This window comes from Fodinicola acaciae (assembly GCF_010993745.1).
In the GTDB taxonomy this organism is placed as follows: domain Bacteria; phylum Actinomycetota; class Actinomycetes; order Mycobacteriales; family HKI-0501; genus Fodinicola; species Fodinicola acaciae.
The window spans coordinates 158,132-182,324 of sequence record NZ_WOTN01000001.1 but is presented as its reverse complement, the minus strand read 5'-3'; the positions used below and the strand labels follow the sequence as shown (position 1 = coordinate 182,324).

General features: G+C 66.3%; 24 protein-coding genes and 2 pseudogenes. 16 read left to right on the top strand and 10 right to left on the bottom strand.

Annotation, left to right across the window (positions count from 1 at the left end; genetic code table 11):
* Window positions 1-36: 36 nt before the first annotated feature.
* The 7 genes and pseudogenes from GNX95_RS00850 to GNX95_RS44125 form a co-directional block, all read right to left on the bottom strand.
* Window positions 37-2,577, bottom strand: a complete 2,541-nt coding sequence (locus GNX95_RS00850) for a polynucleotide kinase-phosphatase (RefSeq protein ID WP_163504952.1) — start codon at window positions 2,575-2,577, stop codon at window positions 37-39.
* Entirely contained in the window at window positions 2,574-3,977 is a 1,404-nt protein-coding gene (locus GNX95_RS00845; protein ID WP_163504950.1) for a 3' terminal RNA ribose 2'-O-methyltransferase Hen1, read from the bottom strand. The genes GNX95_RS00850 and GNX95_RS00845 overlap by 4 nt, the downstream gene beginning before the upstream one ends.
* 38 nt (window positions 3,978-4,015) lie before the next feature.
* Complete coding sequence (locus GNX95_RS00840) at window positions 4,016-4,843, bottom strand: DMT family transporter (protein ID WP_163504948.1); 828 nt, start codon at window positions 4,841-4,843, stop codon at window positions 4,016-4,018.
* Window positions 4,836-5,366: a MarR family winged helix-turn-helix transcriptional regulator gene (locus GNX95_RS00835; protein WP_163504947.1), complete on the bottom strand. Its 531-nt coding sequence runs from the start codon at window positions 5,364-5,366 to the stop codon at window positions 4,836-4,838. The genes GNX95_RS00840 and GNX95_RS00835 overlap by 8 nt, the downstream gene beginning before the upstream one ends.
* A 40-nt stretch (window positions 5,367-5,406) precedes the next feature.
* Window positions 5,407-6,180 carry a sugar nucleotide-binding protein gene (locus tag GNX95_RS00830; RefSeq protein ID WP_163504945.1) on the bottom strand — a complete coding sequence of 258 codons (774 nt, stop codon included), beginning with the start codon at window positions 6,178-6,180 and terminating at the stop codon, window positions 5,407-5,409.
* Window positions 6,174-6,944, bottom strand: coding sequence for an MFS transporter (locus tag GNX95_RS00825; protein ID WP_246281474.1), 771 nt, complete (start codon window positions 6,942-6,944; stop codon window positions 6,174-6,176). Before GNX95_RS00825 ends, GNX95_RS00830 begins: the two co-directional genes overlap by 7 nt.
* Window positions 6,945-7,090: 146 nt before the next feature.
* A pseudogene (locus GNX95_RS44125) lies at window positions 7,091-7,384 on the bottom strand (MFS transporter); the annotation flags it as partial.
* Window positions 7,385-7,454: 70 nt separating this feature from the next.
* On the opposite strand from GNX95_RS44125, the gene GNX95_RS00815 reads away from it, so the two are divergent.
* The 5 genes from GNX95_RS00815 to GNX95_RS00795 are packed head-to-tail and all read left to right on the top strand — an operon-like array spanning window position 7,455 to window position 10,085.
* Window positions 7,455-8,402: a GlxA family transcriptional regulator gene (locus tag GNX95_RS00815; protein ID WP_163504939.1), complete on the top strand. Its 948-nt coding sequence runs from the start codon at window positions 7,455-7,457 to the stop codon at window positions 8,400-8,402.
* Window positions 8,403-8,450: 48 nt separating this feature from the next.
* A complete protein-coding gene (locus GNX95_RS00810) occupies window positions 8,451-8,624 on the top strand; it encodes a hypothetical protein (RefSeq protein WP_163504937.1) in 174 nt (57 codons plus the stop codon).
* A complete protein-coding gene (locus GNX95_RS00805; RefSeq protein WP_163504935.1) occupies window positions 8,621-9,028 on the top strand; it encodes a DUF222 domain-containing protein in 408 nt (135 codons plus the stop codon). The genes GNX95_RS00810 and GNX95_RS00805 overlap by 4 nt, the downstream gene beginning before the upstream one ends.
* A gap of 20 nt (window positions 9,029-9,048) precedes the next feature.
* A complete protein-coding gene (locus GNX95_RS00800) occupies window positions 9,049-9,588 on the top strand; it encodes a hypothetical protein (RefSeq protein ID WP_163504933.1) in 540 nt (179 codons plus the stop codon).
* On the top strand, window positions 9,585-10,085 hold the full coding sequence (locus tag GNX95_RS00795) for an HNH endonuclease signature motif containing protein (protein ID WP_163504931.1): 501 nt from the start codon (window positions 9,585-9,587) through the stop codon (window positions 10,083-10,085). Before GNX95_RS00800 ends, GNX95_RS00795 begins: the two co-directional genes overlap by 4 nt.
* Here GNX95_RS00795 and GNX95_RS00790 read toward each other — a convergent pair.
* Together GNX95_RS00790 and GNX95_RS00785 are read right to left on the bottom strand one after the other, a co-directional pair.
* Window positions 10,082-10,522, bottom strand: coding sequence for a PaaI family thioesterase (locus GNX95_RS00790; RefSeq protein WP_163504929.1), 441 nt, complete (start codon window positions 10,520-10,522; stop codon window positions 10,082-10,084). The two genes, GNX95_RS00795 and GNX95_RS00790, sit on opposite strands and share 4 nt — an antisense overlap.
* Window positions 10,519-11,418: an LLM class flavin-dependent oxidoreductase gene (locus GNX95_RS00785; protein WP_163504927.1), complete on the bottom strand. Its 900-nt coding sequence runs from the start codon at window positions 11,416-11,418 to the stop codon at window positions 10,519-10,521. The genes GNX95_RS00790 and GNX95_RS00785 overlap by 4 nt, the downstream gene beginning before the upstream one ends.
* Before the next feature lie 86 nt (window positions 11,419-11,504).
* Between GNX95_RS00785 and GNX95_RS00780 the strand changes: the two genes are divergently transcribed.
* The 4 genes and pseudogenes from GNX95_RS00780 to GNX95_RS42910 all read left to right on the top strand — a co-directional run bounded on the left by GNX95_RS00780 (window position 11,505) and on the right by GNX95_RS42910 (window position 13,854).
* Window positions 11,505-12,299 carry a helix-turn-helix domain-containing protein gene (locus tag GNX95_RS00780; protein WP_163504924.1) on the top strand — a complete coding sequence of 265 codons (795 nt, stop codon included), beginning with the start codon at window positions 11,505-11,507 and terminating at the stop codon, window positions 12,297-12,299.
* A gap of 4 nt (window positions 12,300-12,303) precedes the next feature.
* Complete coding sequence (gene merB, locus GNX95_RS00775; protein ID WP_222853319.1) at window positions 12,304-12,960, top strand: organomercurial lyase; 657 nt, start codon at window positions 12,304-12,306, stop codon at window positions 12,958-12,960.
* A gap of 209 nt (window positions 12,961-13,169) precedes the next feature.
* Window positions 13,170-13,433 (top strand): annotated as a pseudogene (locus GNX95_RS44120) (Scr1 family TA system antitoxin-like transcriptional regulator); the annotation flags it as partial.
* Window position 13,434: 1 nt separating this feature from the next.
* Window positions 13,435-13,854 (top strand): Scr1 family TA system antitoxin-like transcriptional regulator, encoded by a 420-nt coding sequence (locus tag GNX95_RS42910; RefSeq protein WP_163504922.1) that lies wholly within the window; start codon window positions 13,435-13,437, stop codon window positions 13,852-13,854.
* An 81-nt stretch (window positions 13,855-13,935) separates the two neighbouring features.
* Here the strand turns inward: GNX95_RS42910 and GNX95_RS00765 are convergent, their stop codons facing one another.
* Window positions 13,936-14,550: a bifunctional 4-hydroxy-2-oxoglutarate aldolase/2-dehydro-3-deoxy-phosphogluconate aldolase gene (locus GNX95_RS00765; protein WP_163504920.1), complete on the bottom strand. Its 615-nt coding sequence runs from the start codon at window positions 14,548-14,550 to the stop codon at window positions 13,936-13,938.
* A 44-nt stretch (window positions 14,551-14,594) separates the two neighbouring features.
* Here GNX95_RS00765 and GNX95_RS00760 point away from each other — a divergent pair, with 44 nt between their 5' ends.
* The 7 genes from GNX95_RS00760 (at window position 14,595) to GNX95_RS00730 (ending at window position 23,843) form a co-directional block, all read left to right on the top strand.
* Window positions 14,595-15,386 carry an IclR family transcriptional regulator gene (locus GNX95_RS00760; RefSeq protein ID WP_163504918.1) on the top strand — a complete coding sequence of 264 codons (792 nt, stop codon included), beginning with the start codon at window positions 14,595-14,597 and terminating at the stop codon, window positions 15,384-15,386.
* Between the two features lie 49 nt (window positions 15,387-15,435).
* Window positions 15,436-16,467, top strand: a complete 1,032-nt coding sequence (locus GNX95_RS00755; protein WP_163504916.1) for a LacI family DNA-binding transcriptional regulator — start codon at window positions 15,436-15,438, stop codon at window positions 16,465-16,467.
* Window positions 16,468-16,657: 190 nt separating this feature from the next.
* Window positions 16,658-18,019, top strand: coding sequence for an ABC transporter substrate-binding protein (locus GNX95_RS00750; RefSeq protein WP_163504915.1), 1,362 nt, complete (start codon window positions 16,658-16,660; stop codon window positions 18,017-18,019).
* 7 nt (window positions 18,020-18,026) lie between these two features.
* The gene (locus GNX95_RS00745; RefSeq protein ID WP_163504913.1) at window positions 18,027-18,965 is read left to right on the top strand and encodes a carbohydrate ABC transporter permease; all 939 of its coding nucleotides are present in this window, start codon (window positions 18,027-18,029) and stop codon (window positions 18,963-18,965) included.
* Window positions 18,966-18,975: 10 nt separating this feature from the next.
* On the top strand, window positions 18,976-19,866 hold the full coding sequence (locus GNX95_RS00740) for a carbohydrate ABC transporter permease (protein WP_222853318.1): 891 nt from the start codon (window positions 18,976-18,978) through the stop codon (window positions 19,864-19,866).
* A 26-nt stretch (window positions 19,867-19,892) separates the two neighbouring features.
* Window positions 19,893-21,506, top strand: a complete 1,614-nt coding sequence (locus tag GNX95_RS00735) for a glycoside hydrolase family 13 protein (protein ID WP_246281473.1) — start codon at window positions 19,893-19,895, stop codon at window positions 21,504-21,506.
* Between the two features lie 51 nt (window positions 21,507-21,557).
* Complete coding sequence (locus GNX95_RS00730; RefSeq protein ID WP_163504911.1) at window positions 21,558-23,843, top strand: discoidin domain-containing protein; 2,286 nt, start codon at window positions 21,558-21,560, stop codon at window positions 23,841-23,843.
* The last annotated feature ends 350 nt before the right edge of the window (window positions 23,844-24,193 follow it).

Here is a 24,193-nt window from a genome sequence, read left to right as displayed (position 1 = left end):
CCATTATGCGGCCCCGACGCACGCGGCCGGCAAGTTCTACAGCCGCGGGTCCACCGGCTCGGATTCCAGCGCGAGCACCGCGAAGACGCACTCGTGGACGCGCCAGAGCGGCTCGCCGCGGGCCAGCCGCTCCAGCGCCTCGATCCCCAGCGCGTACTCGCGCGCCGCCATCGACCGCTTGTGCCCGAGGCCGCGGGATCGCAGCCGCGGCAGGTGGTCGACGTAGTCAGGGCCGTAGATGATCCGCAGGTATTCGCGGCCGCGCACCTTCAACCCCGGCTGCACCAGACCGCGCCCGCCGCGAACGAGGTTCGCGGCGGGCTTGACGACCATCCCTTCGCCGCCTTCGGCGGTCAGCGCCTCCCACCAGCCGACCGCCGCCTCGACGGCCGCCGGATCGGTGGTGTCCACATAGGACCGCCGGGTCGCCGTGACCAGCTCGGGATCGGCCTCCACCAGCCGGTCGGCCCAGGCCAGGTGCTCGGCGTGCGGCCGCTCGTGATAGGCGGCGCCTTCGGTCGCGAGCAGTTGGAACGGCGCGATCCGTACGCCGGTCAGATCCTCGGTCTGCCAGCAGTAACGCCGGTATGCCGCGGTGAACGCGGCGGCGTTGGCGGCACGCCGGTCCGCACGCGCGGACAGCTCGCCGACGTCCAGGCCGCGGGCCGCCGCACGCGCCAGGACATCAGCCGCCGCGGGAAAAACCGCGCCGGCGGCGGCGCCCACGGCGGCGTACTGTCCGCGCAGCAAACCCTCGGCCTTGACGCTCCACGGCAGCAGCTCGGTGTCCAGCAGCAGCCATGACGTGTTGAGCTCCTGGAAAAGTCCGGCGCGGTCGGCTGCTTCGGCCAGCCGGGTCAGAAACCGGATCGTACGCGCAGGATCGAAAAACGGCCGGCCGGTGCGGGTCCACAGCTCACCGAGACTTCCTTCCGGCATGCCGAAACGCTCGGCCGCGACGGCGGAATCGCGACAGACCAAGGCAACCGCTCGTGACCCCATGTGCTTTTCCTCGCACACGACGGCATCCACGCCATCGGCACGATAAGCCTCGAAGGCCTGCAGCGGATGTTCCAAAGAGTCCGGCAGCTGTGAGGTCGCCACCGGCGACATGGTCGGCGGCAGGTAGAGCAGCCATCGCGGGTCGACCGCGAAGCGGCTCATCACCTCCAGCGCCGCTGCCGCGTTTCCCTCGCGTACGGTCACCCGGCCGTGCAGCCGCGTCTCGATGCCGGTGTTGCCGAGCACGTCCTTCAGATCGAGCACGACCGGATCACGGCGCACCGAGTCGGCCGGCGCGGTCGCCGGGTCGCGCGGAAACGGCTTCGCCGGCTGGTAATAGACCTTCTGCGCCGGCACGGACACGACTTCTCGCTCCGGATAACGCAAAGCGGTCAGCCGGCCGCCGAAAACGCAGCCGGTGTCCAGGCACATCGTGTTGTTGACCCACTCCGGCGCCGGCACCGGAGTGTGGCCGTAGAGCACCATCGCCTTGCCGCGATAGTCGTTGGCCCACGGATAGCGCACCGGCAGCCCGAACTCGTCGGTCTCACCGGTGGTTTCACCGTACAGAGCGAAAGAACGTACGCGACCGGACGCGCGGCCGTGGTAGCGCTCGATGAGTCCGGCGTGCGAGACCACCAGCCGTCCGTCGTCGAGGACATAGTGCGAGATCAGGCCATCGGCGAACTTCTCCACCCGGGCACGGAAATCCGCCGGCTCGACGGTCAGCTGCTCCAGCGACTCGGCCAGCCCATGGGTTACCCGTACGTTCCTGCCGCGCAACGCGCGCAACAGCTTGGCTTCGTGGTTGCCGCTCACGCAGTACGCGTCGCCGGCGGCCACCATCCCCATCACCAGCCGCAGCACGCCGGGCGTGTCCGGCCCGCGGTCGACCAGGTCGCCGACGAACACCGCGCGCCGGCCGTTCGGATGCCGCGCGCCATCGGCGGTCACCGCATAGCCGAGCTTTTCCAGCAACGACACCAGTTCCGACCGACAGCCGTGGACGTCCCCGATCACGTCGAAAGGACCACGCTCCTCGCGCAGGTCGTTGTAGAGCTTCGTGCGTACGATGTCGACATCCGCGATCTCGTCCTCGCCGCGGAGCGTGTGCACGTGCCGGAAGCCTTCTCGCGACAGGTTGCGCAGGCTCCGGCGCAGTTGGTCGCGCTGCCGGTGCAGCACGTGCGAGCCAAACTGCCGGTCCGTACGAGTCGCGTTTCGGCGCGCACAGACCGATTCGGGCACGTCCAGGACGATAGCCACCGGCAGCACGTCGTGCTCGCGCGCCAACGCCACCAGCTGCTTACGCGCCTCCGGCTGCACGTTCGTCGCGTCGATCACCGTCAGCCGGCCGGCGGCGAGCCGCTTGCCGGCGATGACATGCAGCACCTCGAAGGCATCCGCGGTCGCGGTCTGGTCGTTTTCGTCGTCGGAGACCAAAGCGCGACAGAAGTCGCTGGAGATGACCTCGGTGGTGCGGAAATGTGCGCGCGCGAAGGTCGACTTTCCGGCGCCGGTGGTGCCGATCAGCACCACCAGGCTGAGCTCGGGCACCTCGAGCTTCTTGGTCATCCGGTCACCTCCTCCCGGCTGAAAACGGCCATCTGCGTCGGCGAGCCGACCTCGGGGTCGTCGGGACCGACCGGCAGCAGCCGAAAACGGTAACCCCATGTCTCGGCGGTTTTCGCCGACCAGGCGCGAAACTCCTCGCGGCTCCACTCGAAGCGATGGTCGCGATGCCGGAACTGTCCGGCCGGCAGGCTCTCCCACCGCACGTTGTACTCACCGTTGGGTGTCGTGACGATCACCGTCTTCGGCTTGGCCTCGGCGAAGACCGCTCGCTCCAGCGCCGACAGCCGCGGCGGGTCGACGTGCTCGATGACCTCCATCAGCACGGCCGCGTCCACTTCGGACAGTCGCTCGTCGCGATAGCTCAGGGACGACTGGAACAGCTTGAGCCGCTGCTTCTTCCGCTCCGGCATGGTGTCCAGCCGCAGCCGCCGCGCGGCGATCTCCAGCGCTCGCACCGAAACGTCGGTCGCCAGCACCTCGCCGAAGGACGGATCGGCCAGCAGCTCGGCGACCAACGCACCTTCACCGCATCCGAGGTCGGCGACCCGACTGGCGCCGGACGCGCGCAACGCCGCCAAAACCGCGCCGTGCCGCTGACGTACCAGCGGCACCGGCTTTTCCTCGGACTCCTCGACCGCGTTGTCGAGCTCTTCCGGCTCGGTGTCGTCGATCTCGGCCAGCCGGCTCATCGCCGACCGGAACAGCCGGCCCCGATGGTTGAGATATCGCCGACTGATCAACGCTTTGTCCGGATGCGTGGCCAACCAACCCGCGCCGGCGCGGATAAGTTTGTCGACCTCGTCCGGACTCACCCAATAATGCTTGGCATCGTCGAGCACCGGCATCATGACGTAGAGGTGGTTCAACGCCTCCGCCAGCCGCATCGTGCCGGTCAGCGTCAGGTCGACGTACCTGGACGGTCCCCACTCCGGAAACGTTTCGTCCAAAGGGATCTCGGCCGCGTCGACCCGCCAGCCAAGCGGCTCGAACAGCCGAGCGGCCATCGCGGCGCCGCCGAGACACGGCAGCACCGGCACGTGGATCGTCAATGGCAGCGCGCTGTTTGGGAGCTCCGGCTTCTTGTCGCAACGGCCGGCCATGGCCGTACGGAAAACCTGGTTCATGGCGACCGCCAGCAGGCTGGACGCCGCGTACGGCCGGTCGTTCACATACTGACCGAGGGTGAAGCCGTCATCCCGGCGACCACGTCCCCGTACCAACTCGACCGGGTCGACCTCCAGCAGCAGCGCCACCGTGCAGCGCCGCTCGGCCGCCTCCGGATAGAACACCTGCGCCTGTCCAGCGCTGACACCAAAAGTCTGCACCCGGTCGGGATGCTTGTGCAGCAGGAAGCCCAGGTCGGTCGCCGGTTCGCGGTCGGTCGTGATCGTCAACAACACAGTCGCCGATCATCCCTTATCCGGCGGCGAAACGCCCGTCAGTTTCCGGACGCGGCGATCAACCCGATCGCCGCGCCGGCGCAGAGCAGGCCGGCGACCTGCCGGCGGCTGATCCGCTCACGCAGGAAAACCAGCGCGAGGACGACCGGAATCGCCGGATAGAGTGCGGAGAGTACGGCAGCGGTCGCCACCAGTTCGCTGCGTGTCGCGACAAAATACAGCACGGTCGCGAGCGTGCCGACCACCCCGGCCGCGGCGGCACCGACCATCGGTTTCGCCGGCATCGTCAGCTTTGACCGTACCGCGGCCAGAAAGGCCAGCGGCAGCACGGAAACCAGCCGGCTGACCACGATCGGCGCGAAACCGTCGTGCGGACCGATCGCCCCAATGGCAACGAAATGCGTACCCAAGCCAACGCCGGCGAGCAGCGCCAGGCCCAACGAGCTCAGGTCGGACGCGCCGGTCTCCTTGCCGCGCGAGACCAGATAGATCGCCGGCAGCGCCGCGACCATGCCGACGAGCGCGAAGACCGCTGGCCGCTCGGCGAGAAACACGATCCCCACCAACACTGGCAAAACAGCCGCACCCAGATCGCTGGCCGGCGCGGCGATGCTCACCGCCCCGCGCCCCATCGCCAGATAGAGGCAGCCGATGCCGGCCGCCGTCCCGAGACCGGACAACGCACCCCAACCGAGAGCGCCCGGGCTCGACGAGCCGAGCCAGAGCAGTGGAACGCTGGCGATCGTGCCACTTATCTGACCGTACAACGCAACCGTCACGCCGTCGGATCGCTTCGCCAGCACACCGCAGACGAAATGTGTGACGCCGAAACACAATGCGGCCGACAGAGCGAACGCCTCACCCATCCGGACCACCTCCTCGCTCCCGCGCCGCGCGGCCGACCGGACACACGTTTTTCTTTGCCAGACAGGCATCGCGGTCACACAGCCGGCACACGACGTGCTCGGACCGGACGTCGTCGTACAAGCCGTCGAGCACGACCACCAGCGCTCGCTCAAGCTCCTTGCGTTGAGTCGCCGGCAAGCGGCTGACCGTACGCACCAACACGTCCTGCTTTGCCTGCCGGGCACGTTCGGCCGCCCGCGCACCGGAGGCCGTGAGCCGCACCGAAATCGCGCGTCCGCCCGGCCGTTGACGTTTGACCAGGCCAGCCGCCTCGAGCGCGTCGACCATGCGTACGGCTGCCGGCTGACTCAGCCCGATCCGCGTCCCCAGCTCGGTAATGCCGAGTCCAGGCTGGTAGTGCAGTGCCATCAGCGCGGCCGCACCGCTCGCGCTGGTACCTGCCGCCGCGGTGGCCGCCGCCGTCAGCTGGTCACCGATCGTGAGCGCGGCGGCACCGACCAGATTCGCCACTCTATCATGCATGAGTTATGCATATCACGGCTCGCGCATGTCGGCATTTCGGCTAGCCCAGGAACTCACGCGCGCCGCGTAGCCTGGTCCGCAGTTTCCGCTGCGTACAGGCACAGTCGAGGCGCACGTCGAATGGTCCGATGACGCGCCGACCCGACCGGAGTCTGGCCGGATCCAAGCCGTCACGCTCGGCGATCAGCCTGCCGAGCTCGTAACGGCTGATCGCGTCCGTGCCGGCGACGTGATGGATGCCGGCATGGTCGGAGTCGGCGAGTTCGAGCAACGCGGCGGCCAGGTCCGTCACGTGGACGGGGCAACGGATGTCGTTCACGAAAAACTCGCCACCGGCAGATACGCGCCGCTCGTGTTGTGATGCGCCGCCACCAATAATCAGCGACGTACGCGCGATGACGGCGCTTGGCGCGATGGCTTTTATGGCGGTCTCGGCCGCCGCTTTCGCAGCACCGTAGGGAGTTATCGGGTCTGGCATTGCTGTTTCGTCGTAATGGACTGCCTCTCCGGAGAAGACGGCGTCGCTCGACACGTGAACAAAACGCGTTCCGGCCGCGGCGAGTGCGAGATGCGCGGCGCCATCGGCTGTGCTCGACCAGTCGTACTGCTGGAACGCGGCGTTGATGACGACATTTGGTCGTACGACTCGCATGAGGTCCGCGACGGCGTCTCGGTCGCGCAGATCCAGCGGGTGCCAGGACGCGGCCAATTCGGCCGGTCTCGTCAGATAGGTCGCAGCGACTTCCTTGCCAGCGGCCAGCGATTGGCGTACCAACTCGCGTCCAAGCAGGCCGCTGCCACCGATGATCAACATGGTTGATGACCATACGCTCGTGCCTGGTCACTCATCGGTCGCGCGTGCCGGAAAAGCGTGTAGAGCGTGAGGTCGTAGGCGATTCTCAGTCCGGCGGCGGCGAGGAATGGCAGACCGATCCAGGGAAACTGCATCAGCGCGACGGCGGCCAGCGGCGCGACCGGCCGCGCGGCGTATCGCGCGGTGTTGGTGTAGGCGGCGGCCGCGGTGCGTTCGCCGGGGTCGACCATGGTGACGACGTAGGCCTGGCGTGCTGGTACGTCCATTTGCGACAGCGCGGAGCGCACTAGCAGCAGAATCACCGCGATCGGCAAGGCAGGCATGAAAGGAATCGCGGCAAGGAGCAGGTTGGCCGGCAGATGGGTGAAGACCATCGTGTTGAGCAGTCCAATGCGCTCGCCGAGCCGGCCTGCCACGACACTCGACGCCGCCTGGAGCAGCCCGGCGGCGAAAAACACGACGGCCATCAGCTGCGCGGTCGCGCCGTATTCGCGGGTGAACCAGAAAACCAGGAACGCCTGTGCGGTGAAACCGCCGGCGAACGCGTCGACGGCGAACAAGGCGGCAAGCCGTCGCACCGTACGGCGAGAATGCACCAGTCCCCCGCACGACCTGTGCGCGACCGTCGGTTCGACGGCATCGCTGAGCCGAGTGGCGATGAGCGCGGCGAGGATCGCCAACACGGACAGGACGAGCAGCCATCGCCGGTCGGCCGGAACACCCGGCCAGAGACCGCGAAGTGCGGCGGGACCGCCGGCGAGCAATGTGCCGAGTGATCCGGCGAGGTAGGCGACGGCGTGTACCGGCCGAAAACGCGTACGCGCGCAGGCGCATTGCCGATCATGGCTTGTTCCAAGGTGCTGATCGGTCCGGATTCGTTGGGATCGATGGAAAGTGTGCCGGTGAGCGCGGCGATAACGAGCAGCGGAAACCAGTCGGTGAGAGCGAACACCGCGGCGGCGACCGCCATGACCACGAGAAAGGTGACGTAGCAGCGCCGCCGGCCGAGGCGATCCGCGTACCGGCCGACCAGCAGCGACGAGCCGGCCATGCCGGCGAGCATGGTCGCGAACACGGCTCCGACCTGGGTGGCGGACAGTCCACTTGTCGCCAGCGTTGTTCCGAGGAACACGCTGCCGAATCCGTAGCCGCACGAGCGCAATCCCTGCACGGCGAGGATGCGTCGTAGGTCTGTCGCCCGCATCTGCTCATCGTCGTGGCGATCGAGGTTTCATGACATACGCGGGAATGCCGATCTCCGATAGATTTCGGTCATGCATCGGCTGGCAGTTCTTGTCTTCGACGGGGTCCACAGCCTCGACCTGTCGATGCCGCTGCAGGTGTTCAGTGCCGCGTACTCATCGGAAAAGCAGCGCCTTTACGACGTACGCGTGTGCGGCGACGGTCACGATCTGGCCGTCACCGGCGTCGGCGGCGTCGAGATGTATCGCTATACGGCCAGGTACGCGTTGGCCGACGCACTCGACGCCGACACCATCGTCGTCATCGGTCTGGCCAGCCACGACGAGCCTTCAGCCGAAGCGCTTGACCTGCTGAGGGAGGCGCATCGGCGTGGCATCCGGATCGCGTCCGTCAGCTCCGGAGGTGCGCGAGTGGTGGCGGCGTCCGGGCTGCTGGACGGCCGGCGGACCGCGACGCACTGGTCGCGGCGGCATGTCATCGCCGAGCGCTATGCGCGGGTGCAGGTCGACACGAAGGCGCTTTTCGTCGACTACGGCGACGTACTCACCTCCGCCGGCGCCGCCAGCGGCATCGACATGTGTCTTCATATGATCCGCAAGGATTTCGGTGCCGCGGTCGCCGCCGACGTCGCTCGCCACATGGTCGCGGCGCCACAGCGCGACGGAGGTCAGGCGCCGTACACGACACATCCGGCGCTCGGTTCGCTCGAGCCGACGATGCGGTGGGTCCGGCAACGGCTCGCCGAGCCGCTGACCATCGCGGACATCGCGGCGTACGCGGGAATGAGTCCGCGTACGCTGCGCCGAAAATTCCAGGAACAGACCGGCACGACGCCGCTGCGGTGGCTGCTGCGGCAGCGCGTACACCGTGCTCAGGAGCTGCTGGAGACCACCAGCCTGTCCGTCGAGGTCATCTGTCGACATTGTGGGTTTGGCAGCTCGGTGGCGATGCGCCAGCATTTCGGCAGGTACGTCGGGCAGTCGCCGATGGCCTATCGGCGTACCTTCCGCGCCGTTTGACCGGACCCGGTGTTCGAAGTGTTCTCGAACGTCTGTACGATATGGGTTATGTTGGTTGAGGAGTTGCCGCGGGTCGCCGGGGGTGCCTCTGGTGGTCTGCGGTTGCTGTTCGACTCGCGCGATGTGCCGGATCCTGTGTTGTTGTCGGATGCGGAGATTGTGGATGCGGCGGTGGGCTTGATCGGGTGGAGTCGGCTGCTGGTGCGCAGAAGTTGGCGATGATGGCGGAGTTGGCGCGGAGTTGGTGTGCTGATGAGTTCGCTGCCGCGTTGCGGTTGACACCGGGTCAGGCGCGGTGGCGGGTGGATCGGTCGTTGCAGGTCACCGGTACGTATCGGGATGTGTGGGTGGCGCAGGCGGCCGGGGTGATCAATGACTACACGTCGCAGATCTGCACCGAAGAGCTGGCCGCCGTTGATGACCCGCTGATCGCGGCGCGGGTGCGGGCGATCGTGCTGCCGAAGGCGGGTGGGTATAACTCGCGGGAGTTGCGGCGGGCGTTGCGGTACGAGATCGACAAAGCCGACCCGCAGGCGGCTAATCGTCGGCATCGGTCGGCGAAGAAGACCCGCAACGTCTCGATCCGTGCCTTGGATGACGCCATGGCCTGCTCTGCGCGGTGTTGACCGCCGATGAGGTGGTGCAGGTGATGGCGGTGATCGACGCGTACGCGCGGACCGCCGCACCCGACGACCCTCGTGGTATTCAGCAGCGCCGCGCGGATGCTCTGGTGGACATCGTGGTCCGCGGCGGCATCGGCCCGATGCCGGGGCTGTCCGAGGATCTGGCCGACCGGCTCAACAACACGATCGGCGACAAGCTCCGCGACACCCTCACCGACCCACCCAACCCGCCAACCGACCCGCCGGCCGAGTCGGCTGCTGAGTCGGCTGTTGAGCAGCGGCCGGAACCGCCGGCTGCGCCGCAGCCTGATGCGCAGCCTGATGCGCACACCGATTCCACAGTCGGCGAAACCGAGCACCGGGATGCGCACCCGGACGCGTGTGACGAGATGTGCGGCCAGCTCTGCGACGGTGAGCGCCGGTTCGCCGCCGAGGAGGACACCCGCCGCGTCGAGGGTCCGCCGCCAGCGGGTACCGGCCGGTTGCCGTCGGGTTTCTGCGGCAGCCGTTGCCGCGTATCGACATCCGCGTCCTGGTCCCGCTCGGGACCCTGCTCGGGTTGACCGGTGACCCTGGCTATCTGCCAGGATTCGGGTCGATCCCTCCAGAGCTGTGCCGCCAGTTGGCCGCGCAGGCGGCGTTCTGGAAAACCGCCGTGCACGACCCGCAGACCGGACAGCTTGTCGCTCTCGGGGAGCGGCGCTACCGGCCGAGTCCGCAGGTCCGCGAGTTCGTGGAGTTGCGCGACCAGACCTGCCGCAGCCCCGGCTGCGGCCGCATCGCCGAACGGTGCCAGTACGACCACGGCATCCCGTTTGACGCCGGTGGTGAGACGTGCGTGGAGAGCAACGAGATGCTCTGCGCCCACCACCACCAGCGCAAAACCCACTCCAACTGGCACTTCCGCATCGACCCGGACACCGCCGAAACCATCTGGACCACCCCCACCGGCCACACCTACGCCACCCGGCCGCCACCACTCGGCGGCGTCACACCACCCACCGAAAACCGGCCACCACCACACAGGCAGCCCGGCTACCCAGAAGAGCCGCCGTACTAGTCCTTCGCGGCCGGTGTGTCCTGCGGTCGGCCGGGCAACACCGCCTGCGTCTGGGTCACCTGGCCGACCAGCCGACCCTTGTCGTCGGTGAGGTTCGTCTGCGCGACGATCGTGCTCCGTCCGACGTGCAAAGGCTTCCCGGTCGCGGTCACGACACCGTCGCGTACGGCGCGGAAGAAGTTGGTCTTCGACTCGATCGTCGCGGTGCCGGCACCAGCCGGCAGGTTCACCGCCGCACACAAGGCGCCGATCGTGTCGGCGAAGGCCATCAACGCGCCGCCGTGGATGACGCCGCCCGTCGTACACCTCTGCTCGGCCCACGCCATCGTGGCGACCACACGCTCGGGAGTCGCCTCGGTCAGCTCGATCCCCAGTTCCTCCGCGAACGGGATCAGCCTGATCAGGCCCGCGAGGTCATCGGTCGACAGCACAGTCATGGAATCCTCCTCGACATCGAGCGTAGATCCGGCAGCAGCCGCTCACCGATCAGATCCAGCTGTTCATCCGCGTCAACCGATCCGATGCGCAGGATCAGGTGCCGCGCGCCGGCCTCGACATAGTGGCCGAGCCAGTCGAGACACGACGCCGCCGAGCCCCCGTGATATGCCTGCAGCTGGTTCATGACCGACAACGGCTGGCGATAGTACGCACGCGCATACGCGTCGAGAACGTCGTTCGCTCGGTCGGCGATCACCAGCGTCGCGTAAAGACCAGGTGTCACCATGCGCCCGTTTTCCTCCGTCTGCGACGAAATCTCCTTCCAGGCACGCGCATATGCTCCGGCGTCCGGCATGTAAGGCAGCCAGCCGTCGAAATGGCTGGCGACGCGCGCAATGACACGTGGGCTGTCGCCACCGGCGAGCCACAATGGCGGCCCGCCTGGTTGTACGGCCGGCAACGCGTCGCCGCCGCGCCACCACTGGCGGCACTGATCGACCAGGTCGTCCAGCCGGCTCGTACGACCGGCGAACGGGACGCCGAGCGCCTCGAACTCGCCTCTGCTTTCCGGCATCGGCGCGCCGGCACCGAGTCCGAGGATGAGCCGGCCGCCGGAGAGCTGGTCGACCGTCGCGGCCTGCGAAGCCAGGGCCAAGTGATGGCGGAGTGGACCGATCAGCGCGGCGGTGCCGAGGCATACGCGGCTGGTCGCCCCCGCGACCGCGGAGAGCAACGACAGCGGCTCGACGCGCGTACGCGCCAACACGGATTCGCCGGTCCACACCGAGTCGAGGCCCGCTTCCTCGGCGCGCCGCGCGAACCGCACCAGGCCTGCCGCGTCGTGCCGGCCGGTCATCGCGGTCTCACGGCTCGGCAGCATGATCCCGATCTGCATGGTCGCATCCTGACCGGCCGCGAGAACGGCGTCCATTACCTCGGAGGTAATAGGCTTCCGGCACCCGCCGCCGTAGAGTCGCCGTTGTGGTCGCTCCTCAACAAACGCTGCGCATCGGTCCGCTGCTGCGCGACTGGCGGCAGCGCCGGCGGCTGAGCCAGCTTGAGCTCGCACTGATCGCCAACATCTCGGCGCGCCATCTCAGCTTCATCGAAACCGGTCGCGCGCAGCCGAGTCGCGACATGGTGTTGCGACTGGCCGAACATCTCGACGTGCCGGTCCGGGCGCGCAACGCACTTCTGGTCGCCGCCGGCCACGCACCCGCATACTCGGAGACTCCGTTGGATGCGCCGGAAATGCACGACGTACGCGTCGCGATCGACACGATCCTGGCCGGCCACGAGCCATATCCGGCGCTGGTCATGGACGAGAGCTGGACCTTGGTCGCCAGCAACACCGGCATGACCGCATTGCTCGACGGCATTTCGCCTGAACTGCTCAAGCCGCCGATCAATGTCATGCGGCTCGCACTGCATCCGGACGGCGCCGCGACGCGGATCGTCAATTTGGCTCAGTGGCGCGAACATCTGCTCGCTCGGCTGCATCGGCAGATCGTCGCGAGCGGCAGCGAGGCGCTGAAGAAGCTCTACGACGAGGTTGTCGCGTACGGCGCTCCGGTCGATGACCACCCGGCTTTCCCTTCCGCCGCAGACCTTGTCATTCCGATGCGGATCCGCCAAGGTGACGCTGAGCTGTCTTTTTTCAGCACTATCGCCACCTTCGGCACGCCGATGGACATCACCTTGACAGAGCTGGCCATCGAGTCGTTCTTCCCCGCCGACGAACCGACGCGACGCGCGTTTGCCGGCGCTGTACGGTGAAAACGTGGATGAGGACGTACGCCTTGCCGTTTATGCTCGCCTGAGCGCCACCGGCATCGAGCCGACTGTCGCGGACCTGGCCATGGACACCGGACTGGACGTCGCAACCGTCACCGCCGCACTCGGCCGGCTGCACGAAAGCCGCGACCTCGTGTTGCGCGACGGACACATCGTGATGGCGCATCCCTTTGCCACCATCCCGCTCGGATTTTCCGTGATGGGGACCAAAACCCTGTGGTGGGGTGGCTGCGCCTGGGACTCCTTCGCGATCCCTCACCTGGTGCCGGCCGAGCCGGAGGTGCTGGTCGCCACCCGCTGCCGCAACTGCGGCACGCCCCACGCCTGGACCGTACGCGCCGACGAGCCACCACCGGGACCGCAGGTCGCGCATTTTCTCCTGCCAGTCGCCAAAGTCTGGGACGACGTCGTGCGCGCGTGCGACAACCAACGGATTTTCTGCGACTCCGCCTGCGTCACCACCTGGCTGGCCCGTACGCACAATCCGCGCGGCTACGAAATGGACCTGGCCACCCTGTGGCGGCTCGCACGAGGCTGGTATGCCGGCCGCCTGGACCGCGGCTACCAACGCCGCGAGCCGTCATCCGCCGCCTCGTACTTTGCCTCCGTCGGCCTCACCGGCCCCTTCTGGGGTCTCGGCTAGCGACCTCCTGGCTACACTCCGCTATTGACGCATACCCTGGCATACAAAGGCCGGTACGCTCCCGGAGGCCGAGTTGACCGAAGATCCCGAGACACTCGTCAGGTGCAACTACACGTCTGACCGGCCAGCAGCTCGCGGAGCCGCACGGTTGGCACCAGAGCAAGGTCTCGCGGATCGAGGCCGGCAAGTAAACGCCGTCAGACGCCGACATCCGAGCATGGACAGCCAGCTGTGACGCGACGAGCGAAACAGCGAACCTGCTCGCGGCACTTCACACGCTCGAAGATCATTATCGCCAATTCCGCCGCCAGCTGCGCTACGGCCAGGCGTCCTATCAGCGCGACTACTCGAAAATCGAGGCGAACAGCAGCGTTGTCCGAAACTTCGAGTCGGCGCTGATCTCAGGTTTGTTACAGACTCCGGAATACGCCTACACACTCCTCGAACCAGGCATGGACTACTACGGCGCGCCGGATGATCTGGACGACGCCGTGGCTGCTCGCATGGGGCGGCAACAACTGCTTCTACCGGCGAGGCAGGCGTATTCACATCGCGCTAACCGAAGCTGCGCTGCGATACCGAGTGTGCACACCAGAGATAGTGCACGGCCAGTTCGACAGACTCGTGAGCGCGACCACAATTCCTAGCCCGCGTTTTGGGGGCATTCCGGATGAATCTCAGCCTGCCGTTCCGCCAATGCATGGCTTCTGGGTATACGACCAAAACATCGTCAACGCGGAGACATTCGCGGCCGATCTCCACATCACCGAGCCCGACGAGATAGCGATTTACCTCCGGATCTTCGGCGAGATGGCCAAGATCGCACAGTATGGATCGGAGGCACGCTCAATAATCCTGCGCGTCCAGGCTGAGTGGAGCGGGGATGCGCCATAGCCGTGCGGTGGTTCGGGATAGCACCGGAGATCTCAGCCAGGGTGACCTGGATGACGGATCGGCCGGACGCCGCGAATGTGGCTATTGAGCGCTAATGACGGCGGCGAGTTTGGCGGCGATGTCTCCATCGGCGTAGAGATCGCTGCCGACTCCGACCGCGAAAGCACCGGCGGCAAGCCATTTTGGTACGTCCGCGACGGAAATTCCGCCGGTGGGAACGATTTTCAGGCCAGGCAGGATGGCCATCACCGACTTCAGGAAACTCGGTCCGCCGACGTGTGCGGGAAAGAGTTTGCCGATGCCGGCCGACATGGTCACCGCCAGCTCTCCTGGGGTCATGCCACCTTCGATGAACAGAATCCCCGCCTCCGCCGCAAAACTCCGTACGGCGGCAGCCGGATAGGGACTCACCAGGAAATGCGCGCCGCGGTCGACGGCGACCTGCGCGTCAGCGGCAGTGGTGACCGTGCCCATGCCGATCAACGCGTCCCCGGCGTTCTTGACCACATCCGGCAACAGCTCCTGCCAGCCGGGGATGGTCGCCGTCAGCTCGATGGCCCCCAGGCCGGCACGCCGCACCGCCTGCACATAGCCGTTCGCGGTCTCGACGTCCGCCGCGCGCAGCACCGGCAGCACCTTGGCCGCACCAATACGATCGACGACCGCCGAATTCTGGTGAGCGGAACGTGATTCCATTACCATGAACGGGAGCCTATGGACGCAGCGGCGGAGGTGTCAACGTGACGGTCCCGGCCACGGACCAGACGGAGCAACCGGTGGATGGCGCGGCGCTGCGAGCACTGCGCATCCTGGAGGCGGTGGCGACCGGCGTCGGTCCGCACCGGCTCGGCCACATCGCCGCCGAGACCGGCGTCAGCAAGCCGAGCGTGCACCGGATTTTGGCCCAGCTGGGCGAAGCCGGCTTCGTCAGCGCGGACGGTTCCGGCCGGTACGCGCCGGGTCCGCGGTCGTACGCGCTGTCCGCGCGGCTGGCCGGCGCGCACGGTGCCGGCGCCGAGTCGATCCTGCGGCAGTTCCAGTCCACTGTGGACCACACCGTGCATGTGGCGCTGCGCAGCGGAAACCAGGCCGTCTACGTCAACAAGATCGAGGGAAATCAGCCATATCGGATGGCCTCGCACGTCGGCATGCAGCTTCCGTTGCACAGCACGGCGATCGGCAAGGCGATCCTGGCGCACCTGCCGTCCGCCGAGCGCCGCCATCTGCTCGCCGAGTCCGGTCTGCCGGCGCGCACCGCTGCGACGATCACCGATCCCGACCAACTCGAAACGCACCTCGCGGAAGTACGCGAGCAAGGTTATGCGTTGGACGACGAGGAAAACGAGCCGACCATCCGGTGCGTCGCCGCGCCACTGCTCGACCGGCGCGGGCGGCCGATCGGCGGCCTGAGCGTGTCGACGGTGACCTTCCTGGTCGGCATCGACGAACTCCTCGGCTACGCGCCGCGGCTCACCGAGACAGCCGCGCTGCTCGCACCGTGGTACGTCGCCAACGCGACACCGCAACCATAGCTTGCAAAGATTTTGCAAGCTTTCGCAAGCCGTGCCGTAAGATGCTCGCATGGCGCGTAAAAGGCTGGCCGAGGTCGCCGAGAAGGTGGGAGTCAGCGAGGCGACGGTCAGCCGCGTCCTGAACGGCAAACCCGGCGTCGCGGAGGCCACCAGAGTGGCCGTGCTGACCGCGCTTGACGTGCTCGGATACGAACGGCCGACGCAGTTGCGCGGCGAGCGCGCCAAACTCGTCGGTCTGGTGGTGCCGGAGCTGCAAAACCCGATTTTTCCCGCTTTCGCGGACGTCGTCGGAAATGCGCTCGCGCAACGCGGCTTCACGCCGGTGTTGTGCACCGGTACGGCAGGTGGCGTCTCGGAAGCCGACCACCTCGATCTTCTGCTGCAGCAGCACGTTTCTGGTGTCGTCTTCGCCGGTGGCCTTTATACGCAAGCCGCCGCGCGGCATGACCACTACCGCGCTTTGATGGAACGACGGCTGCCGACCGTGTTGGTCAACGCGGCAGTGGATGGCCTGGATTTTCCTCGCGTTTCCTGCGATGACGCGGTTGCCGCGGAACAGGCGCTGACCCATCTGGTCGCGCTCGGCCATCGCCGCGTCGGGTTGCTGCTCGGTCCGCCTGACCACCTGCCGTCCCGGCGTAAGCTGGCGGCTTTTCGCGCGTACGCGAGAGAAGTCGGCCTCCCAGCGACACCGGACGTGATCGAGCACGCGATGTTCTCGCTGGAAGGCGGACAAGCCGCGACGGTGCGCCTGCTGCGCAACGACGTCACGGCGGTGGTCTGCGCGAGCGATCCGCTGGCGCTCGGCGCGATCCGTGCCGTACGCCGCGCCGGCATGCGGTGTCCGACCGGAGTTTCCGTTGTCGGATACGACGACTCCGCGCTGATGACCTGCGTCGACCCGCCGCTGACCACGATCCGCCAACCGATCGAAGCGATGGGATACGCGGCCGTCGAGTTGCTCGCGACGCAGTTGGACGGCGGCCATGTGCCGACCGAGGAGCTGCTGTACGAGCCGGAGCTGGTCGTACGCGGATCGACGGCGCCGGCGCTGCAACCAACGTCAGCCGCTTCACACTGACCACGTCGTCGCCGACCGAATTGTCGGCAATTCACTGCTTGCTTGATGTTTGACCGTTGCAAAACTTGCCTTCTCTTGCAGCCTGTCAGGATTTTACGAATTTCCGTCGTGATATTGCGTCGCGCTGCATCGGCCGCTTATGGTGCCAGTCACACATCGGCCTCCCCACGCGCAGGAAGGCGCTGCACCGATGACCTTTTCCCGCACCACGAGAACGCTCGCACTCATCGGCGTCGCCGCCGTGTGCCTGGCCGCGACCGCCTGCGGCTCCTCCCCCGGCGACGCCAACGGCAAGGTGGTCATCTCGATCAACGGCCAGCCACCGAAGAGCCAGGCATTCGACCGGAAGATTTTCGACCAGGACGTGGCCGCCTTCGAGAAGGCGCATCCCACCATCGACATCCAGCCGCACGAAGGTTTCATGGATCCCAAGACCTTCAACGCCAAGCTGGCCAGCGGCAAGCTCGAGGACGTTTTCTATGTCTATCTCACCGATCCGGCGCAGCTGATCGCGCGCCACCAGGCTGCGGACATCACGTCCTATCTGCCGTCGGTCGCGCACTACCAGGACATCCAGCCGCAACTGCGCGACGTTTTCAGTGACGGCAAAGGCAAATACTACGGCGTGCCGACCGCCAACTACACCATGGGCCTGCTCTACAACCGTACGCTCTTCACCAAAGCAGGCCTCGATCCCAACAAACCTCCGAAAACCTGGGACGACGTACGCGCCGCGGCCAAGAAGATCGCAGCGCTCGGCAACAACACCGTCGGATATGCCGACTACAGTAAGAACAACCAGGGTGGCTGGCATTTCACCGCCTGGATGTATGCGATGGGTGGCGATGTCGCGGTCAGGAGCGGCGACACCTGGAAGTCGGATTTCAACAACGACAAAGGCCGCGCGGCACTGACGTATCTGCACCAGATGCGCTGGGATGACAACTCGATGGGATCTCGGCAGCTGCTGCAGATCGAGGACGTACAGCGGATGATGGGAGCCGGCCAGCTCGGCATGTATCTCGCCGCGCCGGACAACGTGCCGGTGCTTGTCAACCAGTTCAAGGGAAACTACGCCGACTACGGTCTGGCCGCGATGCCTGGCGGCCAGGGCACGCTGGTCGGCGGCGAGGGCTACATGCTCAATCCGAAGGCGACGCCGGCCAAGATCAAGGCCGGTCTGACCTGGCTGCAGTGGAAATTCCTCAACCCGGACCGGATCGAGACCAACCTCAGGCGTTATGTCGCGGACAAGCAGCCGGTCGGCCTGCCGGTCTCGCCGGTCACCGACATCTGGACCGCCGGACCGGTCCGCGACCGGCAGGAGCAGCTCAAGAAGGCCAATGCGACCGTGCCGGTGCGAAACTACCAGCCCTATGTCGACGGGGTCACGGCACTGAAGCAAAACGTCGAGCCGCCAAACGCGCAACAGGTCTATGCCGTGCTGGACAACGTCATGCAGGCCGTGTTGACCAACCGTGACGCGGACATCAACAAGCTGTTGGCTGACGCGCAGGCCAAGGTCGACGCGATCTACGCACAGGCACGGTGACCGCGCGATGACGTTGCTGAGCAGGCGCGCCGCGGAGCAGATCGTTACGGAATCACCGCCGGTCCGCCAAAACGGACGGTTGCGGCGGCTGGTGACCGACAACCTGACTGCGTACGGTTTCCTCTGTGCCGCGCTCGTGGTCTTCGCGGTCTTCTCCTGGTATCCGATCGTTCGCGGCGTGCTGCTCAGCTTCCAACAGGTCGACTTCGTCAACGCACCGGCCTGGGTCGGCCTGGACAACTTCGCAAAACTCGTCAAGGACCCGCTTTTCCTGGTGGCTTGGCGAAACACGCTCTACTTCACGGTGTTGGCGCTGGTGCTCGGATTCGCAGTGCCATTCGCCACCGCGGTGGTGCTCAACGAGCTGCGACACCTGCGTGCGTACTTCCGGCTGCTGGTCTATCTGCCGGTGATGCTGCCTCCGGTGGTCGCCGCGCTGTTGTGGAAATGGCTGTATGACCCCGGTCCCGGCCCTTTCAACAGCGTCCTGCGGATTTTCGGCCTGCCACAACCGGCCTGGCTGGACTCGACCAGCACCGCGATGATCTCGCTGGTGTTGGTCTCCACCTGGGCCAACATGGGCTCGGCCACGCTGATCTATCTGGCCGCACTGCAAACCATTCGCGGCGACCTGTACGAGGCGGCCGAGCTGGACGGCGCCGGACTGTGGCAGCGGCTGCGGCACGTCACCATCCCGCAGACCCGGTTTGTGCTGCTGATTCTGCTGCTGCTGCAGATCGTGGCCACCATGCAGGTTTTCACGGAGCCATACATCCTCACCGGTGGCGGGCCGGAAGACTCGACGGTGACCGTCCTGCTGCTGCTCTATCGATATGCGTTCGTCTACAACGACTTCGGCACGGCCAGCGCGTTGAGCTTGTTGCTTTTCCTGGTGCTGGCAGCGTTTTCCGGCCTCTACCTGCGGCTGACCCGGTCCGAGAGCTGAGCGGAGCATCATGGCGACCATCGACCGTCCGATCAGGACACTCGTGTCACCTTCAGCCCTGCGGAGCACGCGTGGACGCGTCATCTACTGGACCGTCTTCTGCCTGGTTTTCATCGCGTTCACAGTGGCTTTCGTCCTGCCGTTGGTGTGGATGGTGCTCGGCGCGATGAAGCCGGCGGCCGAGTTGGCGCGCGTGCCACCGACCGTTCTCCCCCAGTCGTGGCAGCCGCAGACCTATCCGCAGGCATGGGACAAGCTGGAGCTCGGCCACTACTTCGTCAACACGCTGGTCGTCACGATCGGCGCCTGGCTCGTCCAACTGACGATAGCGGTGCCGGCAGCGTACGCGCTTTCCAAACTGCGGCCGAAACTCGGCCGGCTCGTGCTCGGCATGATGCTGGCGACGCTGATGCTTCCGGCCTCGGCCGTGCTGGTGCCGACGTACCTGACGGTCAGCGACGTGCCGCTGATCCACGTCAACCTGATCAACAACCCAGCGGCTGTCTGGCTGCCGGCCGCGGCCAACGCCTTCAACATCTATTTGTTGAAGCGGTTCTTCGACCAGATCCCCGCCGAGCTTATCGACGCCGCCAGGATCGACGGCGCCGGTCCGGTGACGACGCTCGTACGCGTCGTCCTGCCGCTGGCGCGTCCGATCCTCGCAGTGGTCTCGATTTTCGCGGTGGTGGCCGCCTGGAAGGACTTCATCTGGCCGTTGCTGGTCTTCCCCGAACCGGACAGCCAGACGCTCAGCGTCGCGCTGCAGCGGGTCGTCGAGTTCACGCCGATCAACCTGCTGCTGGCCGGACTGGTGCTCACCTGCCTGCCGACGATCGCGCTTTTCCTGCTGTTCCAGCGACACATCATCGCCGGCCTGACCGCCGGCGGCATCAAAGGCTGATCTCTCCGACAGAAAGGCGTCACGACGTGCGTTGGTGGCGAAGCGCCGCGATCTATCAGGTATATCTCCAGAGTTTCGCGGACGGAAACGGCGACGGCATCGGCGACCTCGCGGGCCTGCGCCAGCGGTTGCCGTATCTGGCCGACCTGGGGATCGACGCGATCTGGATCACTCCATGGTATCCGTCGCCGATGGCCGACGCCGGCTATGACGTCTCCGACTATCGTTCGATAGAGCCGAAGTATGGCACGCTCGCGGAGGCAGAGGCGGTCATCGCGGAAGCACACGAGAAAAACCTCCGCATCGTCCTGGACATCGTGCCAAACCACTGCTCCGACGCACATCCGTGGTTTGTCGACGCGCTCGCCGGCGGTCCCGGCTCACCGGCCAGAGAGCTGTTCTGGTTTCGCGACGGTCGCGGCGAAAACGGCGAGCTGCCGCCGAACAACTGGCGCTCCAGGTTTGGCGGACCAGCATGGACCAGGGTGACCGAGCCGGACGGCTCGCCAGGCCAGTGGTACCTGCACATCTTCAGCCCGGAACAACCCGATCTCAACTGGGACAACTCGCGCGTACGCAAGGAGTTCGAGGACATCCTGCGGTTCTGGCTGGAGCGCGGCGTCGACGGCCTGCGCATCGACGTGGCCGACGGGCTGGTGAAACAGGACGGCCTGCCGGACATCGTCGACTTCGAGTCGCCGGCGACGCCGTACTTCGACCAGGACGGCGTGCACGAGATCTATCGCAGCTGGCGGAAAATCTCCGACGCCTACGACGGCGACCGCGCGTTCGTCGCGGAGATGTGGCAGCCGGATCCGGACAGATTCGCCCGCTATCTGCGATCCGACGAACTGCACACCGCCTTCAACTTCGACTTTCTGTCCTGTCAGTGGAAAGCTGGTGCGCTGCGCGCGGTAGTCGACCGTACGCTCGCGACGCACGCGCCGGTCCAGGCGGCGCCGAGCTGGGTCCTGTCCAACCACGACGTGACCCGCCACGTCACCAGATATGGCCGCGAGGACACTGGATTCGACTTCGGCGACCGGCAACACGGCGCACCGACCGACCGCGCGCTTGGCACCCGCCGAGCCAGAGCCGCGGCGCTGCTGGCGATGGCGCTGCCGGGCAGCGTTTACCTTTACCAAGGCGAGGAATTCGGTCTCGCGGAGGTCGAGGACCTGCCGGACGAGGTGCGCCAGGACCCGGTCTGGACGCGCTCAGGACACACGGACCGCGGCCGCGACGGCTGCCGTGTGCCGCTGCCGTGGAGCGGATCCGCGCCGCCGTACGGATTCAGTCCACCGGACTCGGCCGCACCGTGGCTGCCGCAGCCGGCGGACTGGTCCGACGTCACGATGTCGGCGCAGGCCACCGACCCCGGCTCCATGCTCGCCCTCTATCGCGCGGCGCTTGGGTTGCGGCGCACCGAAACAGCGCTCGGCGACGGCGATTTGCGGTGGTCCGGCGGCTTCGGCCCGGACGTGCTGGCGTTCGAGCGAGACCCGAGTTTTGCCTGTGTCGTCAACCTCTCCGCGACACCGGTCGGGTTACCGAAACACCGGCACATCCTGCTGTCCAGCAGTCCGCTGGACAGCGGCCTCCTTCCGCCGGACACCACCGTCTGGCTGCGTATCGGCTAGGAACACCTGTCCTTGCCCCCGACAGTCTCACGCAAGTCGAAAGGAGCGCAGATGTCCAGCCAAACCACGCGAAACTGGCTGACCACCAGCTTCGCCGCCGGACTGGCCGTCGCCGTGGTCGCGCTCGGCGCGGTCGCCGTCACGAGTTATGAGGCGTACGCACCGAAACCCGCGGCGGCCGCGGCGGCGACACCGGCCGTCAGCGTGCCTGGCCGCGGCGCGACCGTGCCGTTCACACAGTACGAGGCGGAAAACGCGGCCACCAACGGCTCCGTGCTGGCGCGCAGCCGTACGGCCGGCACGCTCGCCTCGGAAGGAGCCGGCCGGTCAGCGGTGACCCTCAGCGGCAGCGGCCAATACGTGGACTTCACGCTGACCGCGGCGGCCAACGCGGTGAACCTACATTACAGCGTGCCGGACACGTCGAACGGCTCCGACTACACGACGACGATCGCGGTTTACGTCAATGGCAGCAAAAACCGCGACCTCACGCTGACCAACCGGTTCAGCTGGTTCTATGGCTCGTATCCGTTCACCAACGACCCCGGTGACGGCAAGCCGCACCATTTCTACGACGACGTGCGGACGATGTTTGGCAGCACGCTGGCCGCCGGCACGCACGTACGCTTCCAGCGCGACTCGAGCTCGGTGCCGATCACCGTCGACACCGCGGAGTTCGAAAATGTGGCGGCACCGATCGGCCGGCCGGCCAACTCGCTGTTGGTCACCGACTATGGCGCGGATCCCAGCGGCGCGGCGGATTCCGGCAGCGCGATCCAGAACGCCGTGAACGCGGCGTCCTCGCAGGGTCGCGTTCTCTATGTGCCGCAGGGCACTTACACCGTCAACCAGCACATCATCGTCAACAACGTGACAATCCAAGGCGCCGGTCAGTGGTATTCGGTGCTGCACGGCAACGGCGTCGGCGTCTACGGAAACTACGCGCCCAACCCGAGCAGCAACGTCCACCTCCAGGATTTCGCGATATTCGGCGAAACCACTGACCGCAACGACGGCGCGCAGGTCAACGCGATAGGCGGCGCTCTCGGTGGGGGCTCGGTCGTCGACCACGTCTGGATGCAGCACACCAAGGTCGGCCTGTGGCTGGACGGACCGTTCGACGGCCTGACCGTACGCAACTGCCGGATCCTCGACCAGACCGCGGACGGTTTGAACCTGCACAACGGCATCTCCAACACGACCGTCACGCAGAACTATGTTCGCAACACGGGCGACGACGGGCTGGCGATGTGGTCGGACCAGAATGCCGACCACAACAACACATTCTCCTGGAACACCGTCGAACTTCCCATTCTGGCCAACAACATCGCGATCTACGGCGGCCGTGACATCAGCGTGACCGACAATGTCGTGTCGGACACGCAAACCCAGGGTGGCGGGTTGCATGTCGCCAACCGGTTCAACTCCGTCGTGCTCGCCGGCACGATCACGGTCGCGCGCAACACGACGCTGAGAGCCGGCGTGCTCGACCCCAACTGGCAGTTCGGCGTCGGCGCGCTGTGGTTCGATGCCTTGAACGGCAACATAAACGCGACGATCAACGTGACCGACACTGATCTGCTGGACAGCTCGTACGAAGGCATCCAATGGGTCGAGGGCGGCTCGATCACTGGCGTGAGCTTCAACAACGTACGCATCGACGGCGCCGGGACTTTCGCGCTGCAGATCCAAACGTCCGGCTCGGCGAGCTTCACCAACGTGACCGCGGCACACATCGGTTATTCGAACCCGATCTACAGCTGCATGGGGACCTCGTTCACCATTAACCAGGGCAGCGGAAACTCCGGCTGGTACACGGCAAACCCGTACTGCGGTGGCTGGCCTCCGCCGGTCTACACCTATCCGGGCAACCCGACCAGTCCCCCGCCGACCACGCAGCCGCCAACCGAGGATCCGAACGCCAACCTGGCGCTGGGCAAGTCGATGACCGCCAGCGGCTACACGCAGGTGTACGGCCCGGCCAATGCGAACGACGGGAACGCCAACAGTTACTGGGAAAGCGTGAACAACTCGTTTCCGCAGTGGCTGCAGGCCGACCTCGGCTCGGCCACCAATGTCGGCCGGATCGTGCTGAAACTGCCGCCGTCCACGGCGTGGGGCACACGTACGCAGACGTTGTCGGTCACCGGCTCGACGGACGGATCCAATTTCAGCAGTGTCGTCGGATCGGAGAGTTACACCTTCAATCCGGCCACCGGCAACACGGCGACGATCACGTTTTCCGCGCGGTCGCTGCGCTATCTGCGGCTGAGCTTCACCGCCAACACCGGCTGGCCGGCCGGCCAGGCCGCCGAGTTCGAGATCTACCACAGCTGAGCTGGCGACCAGCAGCGCCGCTGGTCACTCGCCGGTAAATGTCCAGTTTGATGGCATGTTAAACAAGTATTACGTAGACTGACCGCACTCACCTGCATTACCAGTCACACCAGCACCACCCCGCCCGCCACTCAATGGGCGCATGGCCACCAAACACAAACCGGCAAGACGGACATGTAGCGCTACAGGAAGATCGTTTGGCGTTCATACCAACGGGCTACTTCCCGCACGTGACCTGGCTTGCTCGTTCTCTCCGTCGACGGGCGCAGCCAACCACATTTTCGGAGGGGCCGCCGCCCACCAAACGCAACCACGTACGCAAGCTCGGCGGCCTACCCCGAAAACGTGGT

Coding starts and splice junctions, on each gene's coding strand:
- GNX95_RS00850 (WP_163504952.1), bottom strand. CDS start 2,577: ATGACCAAGAAGCTCGAGGTGCCCGAGCTCAGCCTGGTGGTGCTGATC.
- GNX95_RS00840 (WP_163504948.1), bottom strand. CDS start 4,843: ATGGGTGAGGCGTTCGCTCTGTCGGCCGCATTGTGTTTCGGCGTCACA.
- GNX95_RS00835 (WP_163504947.1), bottom strand. CDS start 5,366: ATGCATGATAGAGTGGCGAATCTGGTCGGTGCCGCCGCGCTCACGATC.
- GNX95_RS00830 (WP_163504945.1), bottom strand. CDS start 6,180: ATGTTGATCATCGGTGGCAGCGGCCTGCTTGGACGCGAGTTGGTACGC.
- GNX95_RS00815 (WP_163504939.1), top strand. CDS start 7,455: ATGCATCGGCTGGCAGTTCTTGTCTTCGACGGGGTCCACAGCCTCGAC.
- GNX95_RS00810 (WP_163504937.1), top strand. CDS start 8,451: ATGTTGGTTGAGGAGTTGCCGCGGGTCGCCGGGGGTGCCTCTGGTGGT.
- GNX95_RS00805 (WP_163504935.1), top strand. CDS start 8,621: ATGATGGCGGAGTTGGCGCGGAGTTGGTGTGCTGATGAGTTCGCTGCC.
- GNX95_RS00790 (WP_163504929.1), bottom strand. CDS start 10,522: ATGACTGTGCTGTCGACCGATGACCTCGCGGGCCTGATCAGGCTGATC.
- GNX95_RS00785 (WP_163504927.1), bottom strand. CDS start 11,418: ATGCAGATCGGGATCATGCTGCCGAGCCGTGAGACCGCGATGACCGGC.
- GNX95_RS42910 (WP_163504922.1), top strand. CDS start 13,435: ATGATCTGGACGACGCCGTGGCTGCTCGCATGGGGCGGCAACAACTGC.
- GNX95_RS00765 (WP_163504920.1), bottom strand. CDS start 14,550: ATGGAATCACGTTCCGCTCACCAGAATTCGGCGGTCGTCGATCGTATT.
- GNX95_RS00755 (WP_163504916.1), top strand. CDS start 15,436: ATGGCGCGTAAAAGGCTGGCCGAGGTCGCCGAGAAGGTGGGAGTCAGC.
- GNX95_RS00750 (WP_163504915.1), top strand. CDS start 16,658: ATGACCTTTTCCCGCACCACGAGAACGCTCGCACTCATCGGCGTCGCC.
- GNX95_RS00745 (WP_163504913.1), top strand. CDS start 18,027: ATGACGTTGCTGAGCAGGCGCGCCGCGGAGCAGATCGTTACGGAATCA.
- GNX95_RS00740 (WP_222853318.1), top strand. CDS start 18,976: ATGGCGACCATCGACCGTCCGATCAGGACACTCGTGTCACCTTCAGCC.
- GNX95_RS00730 (WP_163504911.1), top strand. CDS start 21,558: ATGTCCAGCCAAACCACGCGAAACTGGCTGACCACCAGCTTCGCCGCC.